We start from the raw sequence: 19,081 nt of genomic DNA, 5'->3' as shown, positions 1-19,081 counted from the left end.
GGGTGACAGTGGTTGCGTCAAACGGTCCACTCCGGTGCGACCGAACCGACTACTCGGGGGAGGCCACCGTGACGGCGAGTTCGACGCCGGCGGCGCCGCCGCACCTGTCCACCGGGGCGAGCTCGTTCGTCCCGCGACTCGACCTCACCTCGGGACGCATCGTCGGCTTCCTGGCGGTTCTCCCGGAGCGCCGGCCCGGCCGAGGTGCCGGGGAGGAGGAGCCGTTCCAGGACCGCATCGACCGGGAGATCGGCGACGTCCTCGACGCCGCCCGGGCGGCGGGGACCTCGTCGGCCACCGTCCACCTCCCGGTCGCCGCGGACGCCGTCGCGTGGGCGCCGCACCGGCTCCGGGCCGTCCGGCCCGCGATGCTGCACGGCGCGGGTCGCGGCGCCGGGGTGTCGCTGCTGCTCAGCCCCCGCGCCCGGTCGGCGTCCACGGCGGCGCTGGAGCAGGGGATCGGGCAGGCCCGCCGGGACGGGTTCGGCATCGCCCTGCCGGCCTCGGGGTTCGCGCCGCCCGAGATCGTCCGGCTGGCCCCCGACGAACTGGTGCTCGACCCGGCCTGTCTCGCGGGCGTCGCGGCGGGGGACCCCTGCGCGCTCGCGACGCTGGAGGCGACGACGACGCTCGCCCGCGCCGGGGTCGCGGTGCTCGTCGCCGACGGGGTGCGTGACGAGGGGCTGCTGCGCGAGCTCCGCCGCCGGGGAGCGCAGGTGGGGTCCGGCCCGATCCTGGCCGCCGACCAGTCCTCCGCGCTGCCCGCGCAGGCGACCCTCGCGCCCGGTCTGTCGTCGCGGCTGCGGGCCACCGAGCCGGAGGTCGAGGTCGTCGACGCCGTCGCGGGTGGCCCCGACCGCGAGGTGACCCTCGGCGACGTCGCCCGCACGGCCACCGTCGTGCCGGACACCGCCACCGGCGACGACGTGCGCAACGCGCTGGCCGACGACCAGGACTGCGCGGGCGTCGTGCTCATCGACGGGCAGGGCCGGCCGACCGGCTACGTGGACCGCAACCGGTTCCTGCTCACGATCGCCAGCCCCTACGGGCGCGCGGTGTTCGCCCACCGCACCGCGGCCCGCCTCGCCGACGAGCCGACGCTGCGCCCGACGACGACCCGGGTCCGCGACGCTGTGCGGGAACGGCTCGACGGGGATCCGGGGCGGCGCTACGACGACACCGTGCTCACCGAACCCGACGGGCGCACCGTGCGGGTGGCCCGGTTCGCGGACCTCGTCCGGGCCCTCGACCCGGCGGGCACACCGGACTCGGTTCCGGCCGCCCGCCCGACGACGGCGGTGGCGGAGTCCCGGCCGTCGCCCTCGTCTTCGCCCTCCCCGTCCCCGTCGCCGTCCGCGGCCGGCCGGCGCGGCCGGCACCGTCTCGTCGGGCTGTCTCCGCGACCGGCGGGGATCGCCGCCGGCTGAGCCCGGCCGGTGCGCGGGTCGCCGCGGGGGAGTAGGCAGGGCACCACGACGGGGCCCAGCGGGGAGCCCCCGAGGGAGGAGCCGCCATGGCGCAGGTGAGGGCCACGGTCAGCCGCACGATCGCCGCCGACCCGGAGAAGGTGCTGGGTGCGCTCTCGGACTACCGCGAGACCCGGCCGGCGATCCTGACCGAGCACTACCGGGACTACCGCGTCGAGTCCGGGGGCGGCGGGGAGGGCACCGTCGTCGGGTGGGTGCTGCAGGCGACCTCGAAGCGGCAGCGGGACCAGCTCGTCGACGTCGCCGCCGATCCCGCGGGCGGTCTCGTCGAGACCGACCGCAACTCCAGCATGGTCACGACGTGGCGGGTCCGGCCCGAGGGGCCGAGCGCCGCGACCGTCGAGGTCGACACGCACTGGAACGGCGCGGGCGGGATCGGCGGGTTCTTCGAGCGGATGTTCGCGCCGAAGGGGCTGGCGCGGATCCACGACGGCGTCCTCGAGAACCTCGAGCGCCGGCTCGCCGCCCACGGCCGCAGCCCGGTGTGATGCGCGTTCTCTCCCGGAAAGTGGGCACGGACCTGACGTAGGGTGCATTCATGGTGGAGCGCCTCGCGGCGAGGCTCGGTATCTCGCAGATGCGTCTGTTGCTCGGCGGCTGGGCCCTGGCCGCCGTCCTGCTGGTGGTCGGCCTGCTGCTCGTCCTGAGCAACTCGACCATCGTGGGCGCGGTCGTGTTCATGCTCGGCGTGATCACGTCGATGACCGTCGCCGTCAACCTCTTGCGCCTCCGGGCGGCCGAACACGCGACGAGGCAGCCCGAGTAGCACTCCAGTGGGTGAACTCGTGTGGTGATCGAGGGTATTAGCTGGACGCGGACGTGTTCTGTGCCTCACCGTTGCTTCACCGACGGACGGTTGGTGTCGGCGTTCGGGGAACGCTGACGGGCCGAGGTCGGCGGCGGTCGCTGGGGAGCGGATCGCCGTCGACCTCGGCTCTCTTTCTGTCGGGCCACGTGCGGTCAGGTCGGGCTCTGTCAGGTCGCGGCGGACACCCGGTAGAGGCGCTGCGCCCCCCGGATGCCCTTGAACCGCCGCGGCGCGGCGACCCGCCACCGGAACTCGGTGTCCTCGCCGATGCGCTCGACGACCGCGTCGTGCACCGCCGCCGTCACGACGACCTGGCCCGGCCGCGCCGTCGCCGTCACCCGGGAGGCGAGGTTGACCGGCGGGCCGAACCAGTCGCCGGCATGCGGCACGCCGATGCCCGTCGCGCACCCGACGCGCACGTCCGGGCGCCCGTCGTCGGACTCGGCCCACCGGCGGGCCAGCTCCACCGCCGCCCGGACCAGCGCGACGGTGTCCGAGGAGACCAGCATGACCGCGTCGCCGATCGTCTTGGCGAGCCGCACCGGCCGCGTGACGACCTCGGTCGCGCACGCCGCGAGCTGCTCGGCGACCTCGGAGAGCTCGGTGGCCGAGACGTTCTCGCCGAGGTCGGTGAACCCGACCAGGTCGGCGAAGCACACCGCCACCTCCTGCGCGCCCTGCATCCGGCCCGCCGAGGACTCCTCGACGGCGACGGCGTGCGAGCGGATGCGGTCCGCGAGCGCCACGGCCACGAGGTGGGTCAGGTGCAGCGCGTCCTCCTCGGCGAACCGGCGCGCTTCGATCGCGTAGCGCAGCGCCGACTCCGGCTCGGGCTCGCCGGCCGCGAGCAGCGCCTCCCCGATCATCGAGCCGAGGGCGTCGGCCATGTTGAGCACGCCGCGGCCGATCGCGCGGACCACCGGCATCATGTCCTCGTCGTCGAACCCGAGGGCGCGGTAGTGCTCGATCCGCTGGGCGATCTCGGCGTCCTCGTCGGTGTAGATCGGCTCGTCGGGCTCGGCGGACACCGGACGGCCGAGCGCGCGGAACCACTTCGCGACGACCTCGGGGTCCTGGCCGGTGTGGGCGCAGATCGAGGTCATCGACCAGCCGTCCTCGGGATTCAGGGTGCGCTCGAGCAGCAGCAGCCCCAGCCGGTCGCGCTCGATCGCGTCGCGCATCGTCTCCAGGCCGACCCCGTCCCCGGCCAGCGCGTGCAGCACCTCGACCCGCGTGCGCCGCTGCGCCCCCGACAGGCCCTCGAGCAGACCGGCGCGGTCGTACTCGGTCTCCGCCATCGCCGAGCGCAGGCGTTGCGGGATCGGGAGCGAGGTCGAGTGACGGGGCGGCACCTCGTCATCGTGACAAAGGCGTCGCCCGATGGCTCGCGAAGGCCTCGGTGGTCACCGCCGGGGCGGACTATCGTGATCACTTGATGGCCCCCCGCCTGCTCGCGACCAGCGACCTCCACGTCAACCGCACCGAGAACGAGGCGGTGGTGGAGGACCTGCATCCCACCGACCCGGGCGACTGGCTCATCGTCGCGGGCGACGTCGGCGACCGGGTGGAGCACCTGCGGTGGACGCTCTCGATCCTCGCCGGCCGCTTCGAGCGGGTGATCTGGGTGCCGGGCAACCACGAGCTGTGGACCCCGTCGGACGAGGAGGTCGACGCGGTCGGGCCCGCGCGCTACGCGTATCTGGTGGAGATCTGTCGCTCGCTGGGGGTGCTGACCCCGGAGGACGAGTGGCCGGTCTGGCAGGGCGACGGCGGACCCGCTCTGATCTGCCCGCTGTTCCTGCTCTACGACTACTCGTGGCGCGTCCGCCCGGACATGGTCGGGCTGGACGAGAAGGCGGCGCTCGACGTCGCCCGCGAGGCCGGGGTGGTGTGCACCGACGAGTTCCTCATGTCGTCGGATCCGCATCCGGGCGCGTCCGCCTGGTGCGCCGAGCGGCTCGAGATCTCGCGGGCCCGGCTGGCGGAGCGGCCCGCCGGGATGCCGACGGTGCTGATCAACCACTGGCCGCTCACCGAGTTGCCGCTGCGCATCCTCCGCCACCCGGAGTTCGCCCTGTGGTGCGGCTCCCGGCAGACGGCCCGGTGGCATGTCGAGCACGACGCCTGTTGCGTGGTCTACGGCCACCTCCACCTGCCGCGGACCACCTGGGAGGACGGGGTGCGCTTCGAGGAGGTCTCGGTCGGCTACCCGCGCGAATGGCAGAACCACGAACTGGTGCGCGGGCCGTTGCGCCAGATCCTCCCGGCGCCGCCGGTGGAGGAGCACGATCCGTTCACGGCGTGGGCCATCTCCAAGGGGGCGCCGTGGGGGCGGTAGAGCTGCTGTCGTCGGTGCTCCCGGCGCCCGTGGTCGCGGTGGCGTGCGTGTCGGACGACGACGCCGGGCCACTGCACCCGAGCGAGGAGCCCGCCGTCGAGCGGGCCGTCGAATCGCGGCGCGCGGAGTTCACGACGGGGCGTTCGTGCGCGCGGTCGGCGTTGGCGTCGCTCGGGGCTCCTGTTGCGGCCGTGCCGGTGGGGGAGAAGCGGGCGCCCGTCTGGCCCGACGGGGTGGTCGGCTCGATCACGCACACCCGCGGGTTCCGTGGTGCCGCGGTGGCGTGGCGATCGGTGGTGCGCTCGGTGGGGATCGACGCCGAGGCCCACGACGCCCTGCCCGACGGGGTCCTCGACGCGGTGTCCTCGGAGTCGGAGCGGGCCGGGCTGGCGCGCCTGTCGGCTGCCTCGCCCGAGGTGTCCTGGGATCGGCTGCTGTTCTCGGCGAAGGAGTCCGTCTACAAGACCTGGTTCCCGCTGACCGGCCGCTGGCTCGGGTTCGAGGAGGCCGAGCTCGAGCCGTCGCCGGACGGGACGTTCCTCGCGCGGCTGCTGGTTCAGGGGCCAGTGGTCGACGGGGCGGTGGTGTCGTCGTTCTCCGGGCGGTGGGCCGTGGAGGGCGGGATCCTCGTGACGGCGATCGCGCTGCCGGCTCGCTGAGGGGCTCTCGCGGCTCGCCTCGCTGATCAACAGCACACTGCGCAGGAATTTCGCGGCAGAAGCTGTCAGGTGTGCTCTTGATCAGCTGAGAGTGGGGGTGGGTCGGCGACGAGCGTCAGCCGGCGTCGCGCAGCGGGTCCTCGGCCGACCCGGTCGCCTCATCCGACATGGCGTCCTCCGCCGGCGCGGGCTCGGCCGACGGCACCGCAGCGGGCGGCGGGAGCGAGGGGGACAGCGGGACGGTGCGCGCAGCGCCGATCCCGCGGTAGCGCGCCGGGCTGCAGGTCAGCACGACGACCTGATGGGTGGTCCCCGTGGTCGCGGCGGTGAACACGGCGGCGAGGCGCTCGAGGCGGGCGGGGTCGGAGTGCCCGAGCGCGTCGTCGATCATCACCGGCACGCCGTCCTCGGCGTCGACCAGCGCGGCGACCGCCAGCCGCGCGCACAGTCCGAGCTGCTCCTTCGCGCCGCTGGAGAGCGCCTCGAACGGCACCGTCACCCCGCCGAGCGTCCGGGCGACGATCCGCAGCCCGGGGTCGACTTCCAACGCCAGCGAGGGCCCGAACACGATCCGTGCGAGACGCTCGACCTCCCGGCGGAACGGCGCGACGTAGGCCTGTCGGACCTCGTCGCGGTGCCGCGCCAGCGTCGAGTGCAGCCGGGTCGCGGCGGCCGCGCGCCGGGTGACCGAGGTGTGGTCGCGCTCGGCGGCGGCGAGCTCGTCGCGCGCGGCGGTCAGCCGGTCGTGCCGGCCCTCGCCCCCGGCCATCTGCAGTCGTCCGGTGACCTCGGCGCGTCGCCGCTCGACCTCGCCGCTGCGCTCGGTCATCGCCTCGGTCGCCCGGCGGGCGGAGACGACGAGGGCCTCGACGGTGTCCGGGTCGTCGGCGGCGAGCGCGGCGGCCCGCTGCTCGTGGTCGGCCTCCGTGCGCCGGGCGCGGGCGAGCGTGTCGGTGGCCTCGGCGTCGAGCGCGTCGTCGGGCTGCGCGGTCCGGGCGTCGGCGAGCTCGGCGGCGAGGCGGTCGGCGTCGTTGCGGGCGACGGCCCCGGTGGTGCGGGCCGCGGCGATCTCGGACTCGGCCGCCCGGACCGCGTCGTCGTACCGCCGCCAGGCCTGCTCCGCCTCCTCGGCCGCGCGGCGGGCCTCGCCGGCCGCCTCCCGGGCCTGCGCCGCCTCCCGTCGCAGCGCCTCCAGCTCGGCGGCCCGGGCCGTCCGCGCCTCGGCGTCCGGCCCGTCGGCATCCTCGACGTGCGCCGGGTCGTCGAACAGCGCCGGGCCGTCCGGTGCCTGGCGGCCCTTGCGCTTCGCGGAGCGCGGGTCGGCGGCCGGCTCCGGGCGCAGCCGCTCGACCAGCCGGTCGACCTCGGCGCGGACGTCGGCGGTGGTGCGCCCACCCAGCTCGCGGTCGAGCACCGCGGTCAGCTCGCGGATCCGTCCCGCGGCGTCCTCGGCGGCGTGGCGTGCGGCGCGGGCCGCGGCGAGGTCGGCCACCCCGAGCTCGGCACAGCCCCGGTCGCGCTCCTCGCGGGCCTGCTCCACCCGGCGTCGGGCCTCCGCGCCGTCGAGCCCGGGGCGCACCCGGACCTCGACCACACCCGGCACCCCGACCGTCACCGGTCCGGCGACGGGAACGCTGCGCGTCTCCCCGGGCGCGACCGCCTCACCGTCGGCGGTCACCCCGGAGGCCCCGTCGAGCCCCACGACCTCGACCGTGCCCGCGCCCGCGGCGAGCTCGGCCTCCGCGCGCACCACCCCACGGTCGAGCTCCTCCAACGACTCCACCGCCGCGGCGTCCACCGTGGGACCGGCGGCCGCGCGCTCCACCTCGCGGCGGGCCGACTCGGCGGCCTCGGCGCGACGGAGGCGCTCGGAGAGGTCGGCCAGCTCGGCGCGGTCGCGCGCGGTGGCCAGCGCATCGTCGGCGGTCCGCGACGCGGTGTCGGCCTCGGTGGCGGCGGCGCGCGCGGTCTCCCACGCGGCCTGCTGGTCGTCGCGGTCGGAGCGACGCGCGGCGTCGCGCTCCTCGTGCGTGGCGATGGCGGCGTCGGCGGTCTCCGCGGCCCGCGCGGCATCCCCGGCGCGCTCGACGAGCCGGGCGCGCTCGGCCTGCCGGTCGGTCGCCCGCCGCGAGCGCTCGCGCGCCGCCTTGGCCCGCTCGGCCGCCGCCGTGACCTCGAGCCGGCGGGCCTCGAACGCCGACCAGCGGTCCTCCAGCTCGTGTGCCCGCTCGGAGTGGCTGCGGCGCTCCACGGCGAGTGAGGACGCCTCGCGGTCCAGGTCGGCGCGCAGTGCGACGTCGCGCTCCACCTCGGCGACCGATGCCTCGGCCGCCTCGGCCTCGGCACGGGCCGCCGTGAGCCGCTCGTTCGCCTCGCGCAGCGGACCGACCGGGCGGTTGTTGCCGCCGTGGTAGCGCCGGACCTCGGCGAGGGCCCGTTCGACGAGGTCCTCGGCGGCGGCGTCGGCACCCGGCGGGGCGCCCGCGCCGGAGACTCCGGAGGCCGCCCGGTCGAGCGCCCGCGTGAGCGCGTCCTGGCCGCCGAGGTCGGCCTGCCCGAGCGGGGTGTGCTGCTCCACCCGCAGCGCCCGCCAGAGGCTGCGGTCCATCGTCTCGTCGAGGATCGCCAGCATCCGGTCGTGGGCCTCGCGGCCGGTCAGCTGCTCGGCCGTGGGGGCGAGAACGGTCAGCTCGGTGAGCTTCCGCCGCACCCAGCGCTTGCGGTAGACGACGCGGTACGGCCCGCTGACGATCTCCGCCTCGACCTCGGGCCCCGCGTCGCGCCCCGCCGGAGCGGCCGCGCGGACCTCGGCCGCCGTCGAGGAGTCCCGGAAGTCGACGAGCAGGTCGAGCGCCGAGACGGTGGACGTCTTCCCGACCTCGTTGTCGCCCTCGAGCACCGTGACGCCCTGCTCGGCGAGCTGGACCTCGCGGTCGTGGACCCCGCGGAAGTTCGTCAGGCGGATGCGCAGCAGCCTCACCGCTCACCCCCGGTGGCGGCGAGCCGGTGCAGCAGGGCGAGGGCGTCGAGCGCCTCGGGGTCCTCGACCTCGGACGCCAGCTCGGCCGCGGCGGAGGCGGCGAAACCCGACAGCCCGAGGGCCTCGACGTCCGCGTCGTCCGGGCGGGTGACCAGCTCGGCGGTGTCGACCTCGAGCGAGGCGAGCACCGGCGTGTGGCCGGCGAGAACGTCGTCCAGCCGGGACCGCTGCCGCAGCGTCAGCGTGCCCTCGCAGGTCAGGCGCAGTGCGGTGCGCTCCGGACCGGCGAGCGCGCCCAGGCGGGTGTCCAGCGCCGCCAGGTCCTCGTCGGTGTCGAGCACCGCGCGCTCCCGGGTGAACGCCCACCGGCCCACCCGCACCGGCCGGACGGCGGCCCCACCCGCGTCGGCGTCGACGACGAGCACGTTGCCGGGATCGGTCTCGTCGTGCGCGGTGACCTCGGGTGCGCCGGAGTACCTGATGCGCGACTCCCCGGGCAGCGCCCAGGTGGAGTGCCGGTCGCCCAGCGCCACGTAGTGCACGCGGCCGTCCGCGAGCGCCGCACGGCACTGGTCGGTGTGGATCACCGCGGGATCGTGCGCGTCGGGGGACAGCACGTCGACCGCGCCGTGGCCCGCCAGCACCCGAACGACGCCGGGCCCGGCCGGTTCGAGCGCCCGCAGCTGGTCGGCCACGAGGTCCGAGAGCGGGCGCTTCGACGGCCACGGAGCCGCCACGACCTCGATGCCGGGCGCGACCTCGTGGATCCCCGGCTGGTCGAGCACCGTGACGTGCGACGGAGCGCGGCGCGCGAAGTCCGCCCGGCGCATCACGAGCGCGGCATCCGCCGGATCGTGGTTCCCCGGCAGGAGCAGCACCGGCACGGTGAACGCCCGCAGCGCCTCGCACGCCCGGCCGACGACGTCCGGCCCGACGAGGTTCGACTCGAACACGTCCCCGCACACGACGACGAACGCGGCGCCCTCGTCGGCGGCCACCCGCCCGAGCGCCGCCACCGCGTCCAGGCGCGCCTGCGCGAACCGGGCCTGCGCCTCGCCGGCCGCCTGACCGGGGCGTCCGGCGCCGAGGAAGCGCCGCGTCATGCCCAGTTGCCAGTCGGCCGTGTGGACGAAGCGCATGCTCACCTCCCGAACGCCGGCCCCGACCGTAGGCCGTCCGGACCGACGACCCGACGGCGACACCCCGCCGCCGTCGTGATCAGGAGAGCACGGCCCCCTGACAGCCTTCGCGCTGCCGCGCATGTGCGTGCGTTTCCGTGCTGGGACACGGAAACGCACGCACATGCCGCAGGCGAAGTGGCAGGGTCCGACGGGTGAGCACCCCACCTGTGCGCGTCGAGACCGGCAGCGACCCCGAGCTCGCCGTCGTGACCGTGAACCACCCGCCGCTCAACCTCTACGACCGCGATCTCCACACCTCGCTGAACGAGGCGGTCACGGCGCTGGAGCAGCAGCGTCCGCGCGGGGCGCTGTTCCGCGCGGAGGGGAAGGTCGTCTCGGGCGGGGTCGACGTCCGCGAGACGTTCCTCCCGCTGGCGCAGACGCACGACGTCGAGGGCGGCCGCCGCTACTTCGCCGAGCTGGTCGAGCTGGGGGAGCGAGTGCATCTGCTGCCGTTCCCGACGGTCTTCGCCGCGCACGGACTCACCCTGACCTGGGCGTTCGAGCTGGCGCTGGCGTGCGACCTCATCGTCGCGGGCGAGTCCGCGAGCTTCGGGCTGATCGAGGCGACCGTCGGCCTCACCCCGGCGATGGGCGGCACGCAGCGGCTCGCCGAGCGGGTCGGGCAGGGCCGCGCGAAGTGGTTCGTCATGACGGCGGGACGATTCGGGGCGGCCGAGATGGAGCGCTGGGGCGCGGTGGACCGGATGGTTCCCGACGACGAGGTGGAGACGGTGTCGCGCGAGCTCGCCCGCTCGCTGGCGGCCGGACCGACGCAGGCGCACGCCGCCACGAAGGAAATCCTGCGCGAGCTCGCCGTCGGGGGTCTCGGCCAGGCGAACGCCCGTACCGCGGAGATCGCCGGCGCCCTGTTCGGGACCGAGGATCTCCGCGGCGCGATGGACTCGTTCGTCGAGCAGGGCCACGGGAAGGCCACCTTCACCGGCCGCTGAGCCGCCCGGAACGGCGCCGCCCGGAACTGCGCGAGGGGACCCTTCGGTCGCTCTATCCGACCGAAGGGTCCCCTCGCGCAGAACCGGAACGGGATCAGGCCCAGGTGAGGACCTCGTCCGCGTCGAGGCGGGGCAGCCGGCCGAACCACGGGTCCTCGCCGGGGTGCCCGATGTTCACGACGAGGTTGGTGCGGTACCGGCCGTCGGCGAAGAACTCGCGGTCGATCGCCTCGCCGTCGAACCCGGCCATCGGACCCGCGGCGAGGCCCTGCGCGCGCACGCCGAGGATGAAGTACGCGACCTGCAGGGTGGAGCCGTAGGTCGACATGTGCTCACGCATCCCGTCGTTCTCCTCGAGCACCTCGCGCATCTCCGGGCGGAACGGCAGCACCGTCGGGACGTGCTCGTGGAAGCATGGTCAAGGGACCCGGCAAGCTCCTCTGGCGGCGCGCCTTCCTGCTGCGTCAGCGCAAGACCGCCTGACCAGCTACGTCAACGGCAGGTCCGCCACCGGCTCCAACCGCCCGTCCCGCCCGGAGCGCTCCCAGCGCACCCGGGCGGTCCGGCCGGTGATCTCCAGCGTCGCGACCGCGTTGCCGAACCACGGGCCGCCGATCGGATCCCAGGTCACGGGCTCCTCCGGCACGCCCCACCAGCGCCCCAGCCGGCGGACCAGCGCGACGACGGGGCGCACCCACCCGAGCGCGAACACGTACTCCATGAACCACGGGACGCCGTTGCGCACCGGCGAGCAGGTCAGCTGGTAGACCCGCGAGCGCGTCGGCGTCGCGAACCCGGCGCGCGCGGCGTAGCAGTGGTGGACGTCGCCGGAGAGCACGCAGATCGTCTCGGGCGCCGACGACGACGAGGCCACCCGCTCCACGAGCCGGGCCAGCCGGTCGAACGACGCGCGGAACGCCGGCCAGTGCTCGAGGTCCACGGCCTGGCGCAGCCGCTCGGCCACCCCGCTCCCCGCCGCGGCCGAGCGCTCGTTCATCGCCTGCACCTGGGTCGCCGCGGGCGGCATCAGCCACGGGATCGAGGACCCCAGGAGCAGGTGGTCGACCTCGTCCGGTCCCTCGGCGGCCTGCTCCTCGATCCACGTGAACGTGGCGTCGTTGACCATCAGGCGCTCGTCGTCGTTCAGCACCCGCCCGCACCGCGAGTCGATCATGAGCAGCCGCGTCCGGCCGAGGTCCCAGCGGTAGCTCCAGCGGATGCCCTCCGGGTTCCCGACGGCCGCGTCGGCCCGCGCCGCGTACTCCCCGAGCAGCGGCCAGACGTCGCCGTCGGCCGAGATCACCGCCTGGTACAGAGCGTCCGAGGCCAGCGTGTCCGGGTCGAGGTTGCCCAGGTGCTGGTAGACCCAGTACGAGGCCAGCCCGGCCCGGATCCGGGCCGGCCACCAGTCCTGCTGAGCCATCTGCGCGCGCCAGGCCTGCGAGGTGTTCCAGTCGTCGCGGATGTCGTGGTCGTCGAAGATCATCGACGTCGGCACCGTCGAGAGCAGCCAGCGGACCTCGGGATCCGACCAGGTCTCGGAGTAGAGGTGCGCATACTCCGGATAGTCGGCGATCTCCAGCCCCGCCCCGGAGTCCACGCCGCGCCGCGAGCGGATCCACTCCTGGGTGCGCGGCGTGGTCTCGTCCGCGTAGATCTGATCGCCGAGCAGGCAGACCGCGTCGGGCAGCTCCGCGGCGGCGCCGTCGTCGTCGGCCAGGCCTTCCAGACGCGCCAGCAGCCGCGCGGCGTAGGCGTCGAGGGCGTCGACGCCGAGGCCGCGCTCCAGCTCCGGGTCGCCCGTCGGAGGGTAGCGGCACGATCCGAAGACGATCCGCTGCGGCGCCGGGTCGGCGACGACGGACGACGTCGGGCGCGTGCGGATCCGGCTCGGCGGCATCCCGGAGCCCTCGAGGGGCCACACCCGCCGTCCGTCGACGTGTACGTCGTAGGTCCGGCACGTGCCCGGGTCGAGATCCCGCACGACGACGAGCGCGTAGTGCTGCTCCTGCACGGCGAAGGTCGGCGCCCGGTGCCCGAGCACCTCGACCACGCCGGGACCGGCGGTCTCCACCCATACCGTCGCGGTCCTCGTCCCCACGTGCCGCAGAATCGGGCCCAGCACCAGGCCGGGGGATTGCCTACCGGTCGCCGTCACGCCCGCAGATCTACCCCACGACGCCGGGTGTGCCCCGCTACGGGCGGTCGGTGAGTCGCCCGAGTCGTCGCTGCAGCTCGTCGAGCCGGGCCTGGAGGAGGGTGACCTCCGCGGTCAGGAGCGGGATCTCGGCGTCGGGGGAGAGATCGGGGACGGCACTCTCGTGCGGCTCGAGATCCGCACGGTCCGCCTCGTCGAGCGGGGCGAGCGGAGCCATCGGGGCGTGCCCGGTGCCGTGGTCGACCCGCACCGGCACGCCGGACAGCGCGCCGAAGGTCTCCAGCGACAGCACCGCGCGGCGCCCGGCGCACTCCCGGCACACCGGCTCGAGCCGCCGCCATCCGACGATGCCACCCCCGACGTCGTCGAGCGCGGCCGACGTCCGTCCGCACCGGCAGCGCCCGATCCGCACCGAGCGCACCGTCTGGCGCTGGTAGCGCAGCCCGAGCTCGTAGGAGACGTAGCGCCCGGACGCGAGGATCTCGAGCAGGACGCTGCGGTCGTACTGCTCGTCGCAGGCCAGGGCGCGCGCCTGGTCGGCGTCGTGGAAGCAGTAGAACCCGCAGTCGCACCACGTCGACGGGCAGCGGTGCCGCGTGGACTGCACGCACACCGCCTCCGCGACGGCGCCGTAGACCTGGCTGCGGCCCAGCGCGACGCCGTTGAAGCCGACGGCGCCGCCGTCGGCCGAGAGCATGGGGTACGCGATCTTCCACCCGGGCAGGGCGGGACGGTCGGCCGGGACGTCCGGCTCGGGCCGGTCGGCCCGGCGGCCGAAGAGAGCGCGTCCTCCGAACGCGCTCAGCTCAGTTCCCGGAGACGGCCGGGTCCGGGACGCGGTCGGACGTCGCCCGGGCCTCGACGACCGGCGTCGGCGCGTCGTCGTCCGCGACGGCGGGCGTGACGGGAGTCGGGGCGGGCGGGTCTTCGGCGATCCCGGACGTGAGTCGGCGGCCCAGTCGCATGTCTGCCTCCCGTGGCGGTGCGTGGCGGTGACGCGGATCCGATGGTCGGCGCCGGTCACGTCCGTGTCCAGAGGGCGGGACGGGTCGTCACGAGATCGTCGCGGGCGAATGCGGTGCTCAGATGTGTCCCGGACGGGTACGAGGACCCGGCCCGGGCTCCAGGGGAGCGGTCCGGGTCGGGTCCTCGTGGGGTCGGCGGTGTCCGAGTCCGCCGGCCCCGTGGGTGCTACTTCGCGGCCTCCAGGCCGAGATCGTCGATCGCCGCGCCGACCTCGTGCTCGGTGTCCGAGACGCTGTGGTCGAGGTACTTCGCGACGGGTGTGACCTCCGCGGCGTTGGCGGCCGGCGCCGCGATCCCGATGGCGAGCGCCGGGCCGGCGACGGCCGCGAACGCGAACCGGAGGGAGCGGGCGGAGGGCTTCTGCATGTGGGGGTCCTTCCCGATCAGGACGGTCGGTCCCGGAGCGCCGCTGCTCCGGACGACACCGCGGGGGTGTCATCCGGCGCAACGAACCGTCACCAACCGGGATCACGCAGATCGGACATCCGTAACACGAAGATCATCCGTACTCGGACCGGACGTGCTCGTGATCGCCGCCTGCGCCCAGCTCATGACCGGATACGGACGATTCCGGCGCTCCGCACGCGCGGTGATCTCCGCCTGATGTCCGGGAAACGTGTCGTTCACGCGCGGCCTCCCGGCGCTTGCGCGTGGATGGCGCCGTCCGCTCGTCAGATGACAGCAACGGCCCATCGCTGACCGGCCCGCCCCGGCTACGCTCACCGCAGTGCCCGCCAGCTTCAACCACACGATCGTCGCCTCCCGCGACCGCGACGCCTCGGCCCGCTTCTACCGCTGGCTCGTCGAGGCCGACGAGGCACCCGGCTGGGGTCCGTTCACCAACATCACCCTCGACGGCGGCGTGCTCTTCCAGTTCGCGACGCTGTCGCCCGAGGCGTTCCCCGAGATTCAGCCGCAGCACTACGCGTTCCTGGTCGACGAGGAGCTGTTCGACCGCGCGCTCACCCGGATCCGGGACACCGACCTCGCGCACTGGGCCGACCCGCAGCGCACCCGTCCGGGGGAGACCAACACCGAGCACGGCGGCCGCGGCGTGTACCTGCTCGACCCGTCGGGCCACTACCTGGAACTGACGACGCGCCCGTACCTCTGAGCAGCGTCGGGACCGTCGCGGACCGCCCCGAGCGCTCCCGTAGGCTCCCGCTCGCGGCGCACGACCGGGTGAGGCGCAGGGTCGGCCGCATGGGGGCAGTAGCTCAGCCGGTCAGAGCAGCGGACTCATAATCCGTCAGGTCGTCGGTTCGAACCCGACCTGCCCCACCATCTCCGCAGGTCAGCGACTTGCCGGGTGCGGGCGGGGCGGGCCAATGGGCACTGTTCGTTCCCCTCGTCGTGCCTCTGGGTTACGGGGCCGTGCACAACCGGGTGGCTTACGCGTCCGAGAACTGCCAACCCACCCCTTGGCGCCGTCAATGCAGGATCGACGCGATATGTGCGCGCTCCGGGGTGAAGGTCTCATGAGAGAGATCCGCGCTCGATGGACCGGGGCGAGTGATCCACACGAGCGCGTGGAACAGTGACCGGCCTGGCTCCCCAGCGACGGCGGTTGCTCGCCCGCCGGGCAGCCGGCCGGGGAGGGCTCTGTTCCATCGAGGAGCAGAGCCCTCCTTCCTGTTCGGCCCGAACGCGCAGGATCCCGTTTTCGTCCACGATTTCCGGGCAGGAGGCCGTCGTCCCGACCGCGGTTGTATAACGTGCGCCGGATGCGCGACGACAGCCGTGCGGCGGAGCAGGCGCGGGTGGCCGCTCGTTCCGTACTGGCGAACCTGGAGAGCCTGGTCGCCGGCGGCCTGGCCGGTGCCAACCGCGAACAGGTCGTCGGGCTCGCCACCAGGCTCAGCGGCTGGGGCGCACGCGGACCGCACCTCGAAGGTCCGGCGACGCGGTCAACGATCGAGCAGCTGGTCGCGCTCCTTCGGCCGGTCCGCGGCCTGACCGCACGGACGGTGGTCTGGTGGCTGGATGAAGCTCTCGTCGCCGACGCTCGCCATGACCCGTACCAGGGCGACCACCATGTGTGCTGCCTCGAGCGTTCCGGAGACTCCGAGCCTTCATCGTGAGCGTCCGCGCGTCGTGGTGATGGGCGCCTGACGACGACGTCGTCTTCGAGGAAGCGCCCGCCAGGCGGCTGCGTCGCGCGACTTGGGATCCAGTTCCGGTCTCATCGAGGTCCTGAACCGATCTTGCCTCAACCGAGGGGTTTGCGCTGGTCACCGACGAGCCACCCCGGGGCTCACAGGGCACGAGCGCTCTCGGGGGAGCAGCGGCGGGGCCCTTCTCTCGAGCGGTCCCGCTCCTGGTGCTGGGGAGCCCCCAGGAGCGGGACCTGCTCGCGTCAGCGGCGAGGTGGCGGCGGTTTGGGTCGCCCTGCGGCGTGACCGACGGCGCGGGGTCGTGCCTAGCGACCTTCCGGCCAGATGGCGATAGAAGCCCTGCCCGACGAGTTCGACCGGCCGTCCCTCCCGGCAAGGGCCGCAAACCATCTTGTCCGCCAGCACCAGCGGCCAGGCTGCCCGGGGTTCCTTCATCCGGGACCTGGACCGGCAGGAAGCCGTCCGCCCCGGCGCCACCGCGCAGTACCGCGAGGTGCTCTGACCGACGGCGATCTCGTCGACCAGAACCAAATCTACAAAAGTTAGGTTGCGTGCCATGGGCATCGGGTAGCCGCGCCGACACTCGCTCCCCGAAGGGATGACCATGGAATCTCTCGCCCGTGTTCGTGCCGGTATCGCCGGCATCGTGGTCGGCGTCGTCGTGATCGTCGTCGGGCTGCTCACCAGCGGCCTCAGCGACTCGTCCACCAGCTCCGAAGGGCTCGGATGGCCGGTCGTCGTCGGCGCCGTGCTCCTCATCGGAGGGGCGGTGCTCCTGGTCCTCGGGCTGCGGCACAAGCGCGAGGAGGAGCGGGAGCTGGCGTCGCTGCGAGCCGACGAGACCCGCGACAACTCCGACGACAGGCCCCTCTAGCGCCGAGTTCGAGGTCGCGCCGCCGGCCGCACCTACGGGTGGACCAGAGCCTGCGCACCCGCACCAATCACCCGAGCAGTCGGAATGAGGACGGCAATGACACCTTCCGAGCCGAGCGCAGGCGATCCATACGACCCTCTCGGTCGCAGGCTCGACAGACTCATCGAACGGACCGGGGTTCTCGGCCCCGAGGGCTTCGAGCGACTCGTGCTGTGGTCCGACAGGCTCCAGATGACTCTCGTCGATGTCGCCGAGCTGGTCGTCGCCGAAGCAGACGTCATCCGCAGGTGTCAGCGCGGAGACTGACCCCGGAGACGCTGGAAGTAACAACCTGGTCAGTCGAGGCCGGCAGTGTTGACCCCCGACGTCCGATGGTGTTCGTATAGTGGATGTCGGATGCGTCCATCGGATACTCCTACGAGGGTGCTTCCGGGTCATGCCTCGGCGGTTCAAGGGAACGAGGCCGCCCAGGCACCACTTCCAGCAGGAGGGAAGTGCCGTGAACAGCACTTCCAGGTCCGCTACGACAGGCAGCCCCGCCGACGAACTCCCGCTCGCCAGGGTGCACTCGATCATCGCGGCGCGTCACGACGACGGCGTCGGCGACGAGCGAGACCCGCACCGGACCACCTACATCGCCGAGCAACGACGTATCCATGCCGAGCAACGCGCCATCCGAGCCGAGGACCGCGCCGAGGCCGCGGAGCGCCGGATCGCCGACCTCGAGTACGCCCTCGACTCCCGAGCCCCGATCGATCAGGCCAAGGGCGTGCTGATGGGCGTGTTCGACCTCGAGCCGGAGCCGGCCTTCCAGGCACTGGCGTGGGTGTCTCAACACGCCAACATCAAGCTCGCCACCATCGCCGAGCGGTTCCTCGCCGACGTCCGGCACACCGAGTTCGGTGGGCGACTGCGCGAAGAGGTGACCCGCGTCCTGGCGGCCCAAGGACGACGCCGGGGACCCCACCTGCCCTGACCAGGCCCTTCGCCTCCAGCGGCCGGGCGCTCCGCCCTGGATCAGGGCACCCCCCACAGAGGTGGCGGGACCGGCCCAGAGAGAGGGGACCCGCTCCGGATTGATCGAAATCGCGGTGCCATGGACGTGTGCCCCTCGGGGGCGGCTGGGCATCACGAGAGCTGCTCTGCGATCAGAAGGCGGTTCACTCCAGAAGCCGAGGTCGCCACCCCCGAGCCCGTCGGCGGGCAGCCATGTGCCCCGCGCCGGGTGAGTCTGGAGGCACGCCATGTGCCACACGTGCGACCTACTGTCACTTGACCGGTGTCCGCCCGCCAAGGCGGTACCCGAGCCGGACTTCGAAGCGCATCTCGCCGAAGAGCAGGCCGTCAACACGATGCTCCGAGCGATCACCTGGCAGCCGCCGACGCTCGACGGAGTCGCCGAGCTCGTCCTGCGGTCCCGTCTCTGTCGCGACGAATTGCCCACGCTTCGTTGGAGCCCAGCGTGGTGAATTGTGCGAGAGCGAATGGTCCAACAGAGAAAAGCCGAGGACGTCGACAGAGCGCCCGCTGCAATCGTCCGTTTACGGAGCGACACCGCGGGCGTACCGTTCCTTGATTGACCCCAAGACCGCCGGGGCGACGCTCGGCGGGAGGAGACCCCGATGTCCTCCCCCTTGCGACGACGCGAACTCGCCAAACGGGCCTGGTGGGCCTCCGAGCGGGCCGCCGAGCTGAGGCACGCGGCAGAAAGCTTCGACCGGCGCGCATGTGCGGCGAGGCGCGACGCCTGCCGACGCCAGGAGCAGGCGTCCGCGGATGCAGCCGGGCTGCTGGCAGACGAGACCCAACGCAACGACAGGGACGATCTGCGGCCCCGTCGACTCGCTCCATGCGAAGCCCCGAGGTTGTCGCCCACAGCAGTTCCGGACGCGAGTTCGATGGACGCGCCGTCATGAAGACGATCAGAACGTGGCTCGTCCTGCGCGGCGAGGGCCGCGGACTCACCTTGTTCGCCGTCGCCCGTGGTTGGTCCTGACCGCCAGAGCACATGATCGTTTGGGCACTTGACGGACACGAAACGGCGTGAGACTGCCCATCGGGACGGTGGATAGCCGCTGACGACCAAGGGCGGTTTCTGCAGTTCAGCGGTCGATTCCGAAGTCAGGCGCGAGCGCTCCGGACGGCCCCGGCAACGATTCGTCAGGTCGTCGGTTCGAACCCGACCTGCCCTCCATCTGTGCAGGTCACAGGTCTGCAGGGTGCGGGCGGGACGGGCCGATGGGCTGTGTTGGTTGCCCTCGTCGGGCCCCGGGGCGGCGTCGGGTTGGTGAGCGGGCTCGTCCGGCTCCGGATTCGTCGTTGGAGCCGAGCGGGAGAACACCCGGGGGACGTACGGACAGGCCCGTACGTCGTCGTCGAGGAGTGAGAAGACCGACCGACAGGCGCGGTCAAGGCCCCCGTGTGGGACAGTCGCGAACCTGGCTGGCCGGACGTAGCGGTGACCCGCTCGTCCGGGCAGCCGGCGGGGAGACCCGGCCCCTGA

At 73.6% G+C, this 19,081-nt stretch carries 18 protein-coding genes and 1 tRNA gene; 11 read left to right on the top strand and 8 right to left on the bottom strand.

Annotated features, from left to right (window positions below; translation table 11 throughout):
- Nucleotides 1–68 precede the first annotated feature (68 nt).
- From LQ327_RS23215 to LQ327_RS23205, 3 genes are all read left to right on the top strand, one after another.
- Nucleotides 69–1,427 (top strand): hypothetical protein, encoded by a 1,359-nt coding sequence (locus LQ327_RS23215; RefSeq protein WP_230738141.1) that lies wholly within the window; start codon nucleotides 69–71, stop codon nucleotides 1,425–1,427.
- 86 nt (nucleotides 1,428–1,513) lie between these two features.
- On the top strand, nucleotides 1,514–1,975 hold the full coding sequence (locus tag LQ327_RS23210; RefSeq protein WP_230738140.1) for an SRPBCC family protein: 462 nt from the start codon (nucleotides 1,514–1,516) through the stop codon (nucleotides 1,973–1,975).
- 50 nt (nucleotides 1,976–2,025) lie between these two features.
- Nucleotides 2,026–2,253 carry a hypothetical protein gene (locus LQ327_RS23205; protein ID WP_230738139.1) on the top strand — a complete coding sequence of 76 codons (228 nt, stop codon included), beginning with the start codon at nucleotides 2,026–2,028 and terminating at the stop codon, nucleotides 2,251–2,253.
- Nucleotides 2,254–2,462: 209 nt separating this feature from the next.
- Here LQ327_RS23205 and LQ327_RS23200 read toward each other — a convergent pair whose 3' ends face one another.
- Entirely contained in the window at nucleotides 2,463–3,647 is a 1,185-nt protein-coding gene (locus LQ327_RS23200; RefSeq protein WP_230738138.1) for an adenylate/guanylate cyclase domain-containing protein, read from the bottom strand.
- 83 nt (nucleotides 3,648–3,730) lie between these two features.
- On the opposite strand from LQ327_RS23200, the gene LQ327_RS23195 reads away from it, so the two are divergent.
- Nucleotides 3,731–4,633: a metallophosphoesterase family protein gene (locus LQ327_RS23195; RefSeq protein ID WP_230738245.1), complete on the top strand. Its 903-nt coding sequence runs from the start codon at nucleotides 3,731–3,733 to the stop codon at nucleotides 4,631–4,633.
- Nucleotides 4,621–5,292 (top strand): 4'-phosphopantetheinyl transferase family protein, encoded by a 672-nt coding sequence (locus LQ327_RS23190; RefSeq protein WP_230738137.1) that lies wholly within the window; start codon nucleotides 4,621–4,623, stop codon nucleotides 5,290–5,292. Before LQ327_RS23195 ends, LQ327_RS23190 begins: the two co-directional genes overlap by 13 nt.
- Nucleotides 5,293–5,407: 115 nt before the next feature.
- On the opposite strand, the gene LQ327_RS23185 is transcribed toward LQ327_RS23190, so the two are convergent.
- Nucleotides 5,408–8,272 (bottom strand): AAA family ATPase, encoded by a 2,865-nt coding sequence (locus tag LQ327_RS23185; RefSeq protein ID WP_230738136.1) that lies wholly within the window; start codon nucleotides 8,270–8,272, stop codon nucleotides 5,408–5,410.
- Complete coding sequence (locus LQ327_RS23180) at nucleotides 8,269–9,411, bottom strand: metallophosphoesterase family protein (protein ID WP_230738135.1); 1,143 nt, start codon at nucleotides 9,409–9,411, stop codon at nucleotides 8,269–8,271. The genes LQ327_RS23185 and LQ327_RS23180 overlap by 4 nt, the downstream gene beginning before the upstream one ends.
- A gap of 194 nt (nucleotides 9,412–9,605) precedes the next feature.
- Between LQ327_RS23180 and LQ327_RS23175 the strand changes: the two genes are divergently transcribed.
- On the top strand, nucleotides 9,606–10,406 hold the full coding sequence (locus LQ327_RS23175) for an enoyl-CoA hydratase/isomerase family protein (RefSeq protein ID WP_230738134.1): 801 nt from the start codon (nucleotides 9,606–9,608) through the stop codon (nucleotides 10,404–10,406).
- A 94-nt stretch (nucleotides 10,407–10,500) separates the two neighbouring features.
- On the opposite strand, the gene LQ327_RS23170 is transcribed toward LQ327_RS23175, so the two are convergent.
- From LQ327_RS23170 to LQ327_RS23150, 5 genes are all read right to left on the bottom strand, one after another.
- On the bottom strand, nucleotides 10,501–10,797 hold the full coding sequence (locus tag LQ327_RS23170) for a nitroreductase family protein (RefSeq protein WP_230738133.1): 297 nt from the start codon (nucleotides 10,795–10,797) through the stop codon (nucleotides 10,501–10,503).
- A 96-nt stretch (nucleotides 10,798–10,893) separates the two neighbouring features.
- Nucleotides 10,894–12,531 carry an alkaline phosphatase D family protein gene (locus tag LQ327_RS23165; RefSeq protein WP_443611919.1) on the bottom strand — a complete coding sequence of 546 codons (1,638 nt, stop codon included), beginning with the start codon at nucleotides 12,529–12,531 and terminating at the stop codon, nucleotides 10,894–10,896.
- Between the two features lie 70 nt (nucleotides 12,532–12,601).
- Nucleotides 12,602–13,261 carry a hypothetical protein gene (locus LQ327_RS23160; RefSeq protein WP_230738131.1) on the bottom strand — a complete coding sequence of 220 codons (660 nt, stop codon included), beginning with the start codon at nucleotides 13,259–13,261 and terminating at the stop codon, nucleotides 12,602–12,604.
- 109 nt (nucleotides 13,262–13,370) lie between these two features.
- Nucleotides 13,371–13,529, bottom strand: a complete 159-nt coding sequence (locus LQ327_RS23155; protein ID WP_230738130.1) for a hypothetical protein — start codon at nucleotides 13,527–13,529, stop codon at nucleotides 13,371–13,373.
- A 226-nt stretch (nucleotides 13,530–13,755) separates the two neighbouring features.
- A complete protein-coding gene (locus tag LQ327_RS23150; RefSeq protein ID WP_230738129.1) occupies nucleotides 13,756–13,956 on the bottom strand; it encodes a hypothetical protein in 201 nt (66 codons plus the stop codon).
- Between the two features lie 361 nt (nucleotides 13,957–14,317).
- Here LQ327_RS23150 and LQ327_RS23145 point away from each other — a divergent pair, with 361 nt between their 5' ends.
- The 5 genes from LQ327_RS23145 (at nucleotide 14,318) to LQ327_RS23125 (ending at nucleotide 17,554) form a co-directional block, all read left to right on the top strand.
- Nucleotides 14,318–14,704, top strand: a complete 387-nt coding sequence (locus tag LQ327_RS23145) for a VOC family protein (protein ID WP_230738128.1) — start codon at nucleotides 14,318–14,320, stop codon at nucleotides 14,702–14,704.
- Nucleotides 14,705–14,796: 92 nt separating this feature from the next.
- Nucleotides 14,797–14,874, top strand: a tRNA-Ile gene (locus tag LQ327_RS23140).
- Nucleotides 14,875–15,314: 440 nt separating this feature from the next.
- On the top strand, nucleotides 15,315–15,671 hold the full coding sequence (locus LQ327_RS23135) for a hypothetical protein (protein ID WP_230738127.1): 357 nt from the start codon (nucleotides 15,315–15,317) through the stop codon (nucleotides 15,669–15,671).
- A gap of 637 nt (nucleotides 15,672–16,308) precedes the next feature.
- Entirely contained in the window at nucleotides 16,309–16,578 is a 270-nt protein-coding gene (locus LQ327_RS23130) for a hypothetical protein (protein WP_230738126.1), read from the top strand.
- Between the two features lie 562 nt (nucleotides 16,579–17,140).
- On the top strand, nucleotides 17,141–17,554 hold the full coding sequence (locus tag LQ327_RS23125; protein WP_230738125.1) for an ANTAR domain-containing protein: 414 nt from the start codon (nucleotides 17,141–17,143) through the stop codon (nucleotides 17,552–17,554).
- Nucleotides 17,555–19,081: the final 1,527 nt, after the last annotated feature.

Origin of the sequence: Actinomycetospora endophytica (assembly GCF_021026375.1) — a bacterium.
Taxonomy (GTDB): Bacteria; Actinomycetota; Actinomycetes; order Mycobacteriales; family Pseudonocardiaceae; genus Actinomycetospora; species Actinomycetospora endophytica.
Note: the sequence above shows the minus strand (reverse complement) of the source record. Positions and strands in the feature narration are given on the sequence as shown.

What these genes read in the sequence shown, in the direction of transcription:
- LQ327_RS23155 (WP_230738130.1), bottom strand. Translation starts at nt 13,529, where the DNA reads ATGCGACTGGGCCGCCGACTCACGTCCGGGATCGCCGAAGACCCGCCC.
- LQ327_RS23150 (WP_230738129.1), bottom strand. Translation starts at nt 13,956, where the DNA reads ATGCAGAAGCCCTCCGCCCGCTCCCTCCGGTTCGCGTTCGCGGCCGTC.
- LQ327_RS23135 (WP_230738127.1), top strand. Translation starts at nt 15,315, where the DNA reads ATGCGCGACGACAGCCGTGCGGCGGAGCAGGCGCGGGTGGCCGCTCGT.
- LQ327_RS23160 (WP_230738131.1), bottom strand. Translation starts at nt 13,261, where the DNA reads ATGCTCTCGGCCGACGGCGGCGCCGTCGGCTTCAACGGCGTCGCGCTG.
- LQ327_RS23195 (WP_230738245.1), top strand. Translation starts at nt 3,731, where the DNA reads ATGGCCCCCCGCCTGCTCGCGACCAGCGACCTCCACGTCAACCGCACC.
- LQ327_RS23180 (WP_230738135.1), bottom strand. Translation starts at nt 9,411, where the DNA reads ATGCGCTTCGTCCACACGGCCGACTGGCAACTGGGCATGACGCGGCGC.
- LQ327_RS23210 (WP_230738140.1), top strand. Translation starts at nt 1,514, where the DNA reads ATGGCGCAGGTGAGGGCCACGGTCAGCCGCACGATCGCCGCCGACCCG.
- LQ327_RS23130 (WP_230738126.1), top strand. Translation starts at nt 16,309, where the DNA reads ATGGAATCTCTCGCCCGTGTTCGTGCCGGTATCGCCGGCATCGTGGTC.
- LQ327_RS23205 (WP_230738139.1), top strand. Translation starts at nt 2,026, where the DNA reads ATGGTGGAGCGCCTCGCGGCGAGGCTCGGTATCTCGCAGATGCGTCTG.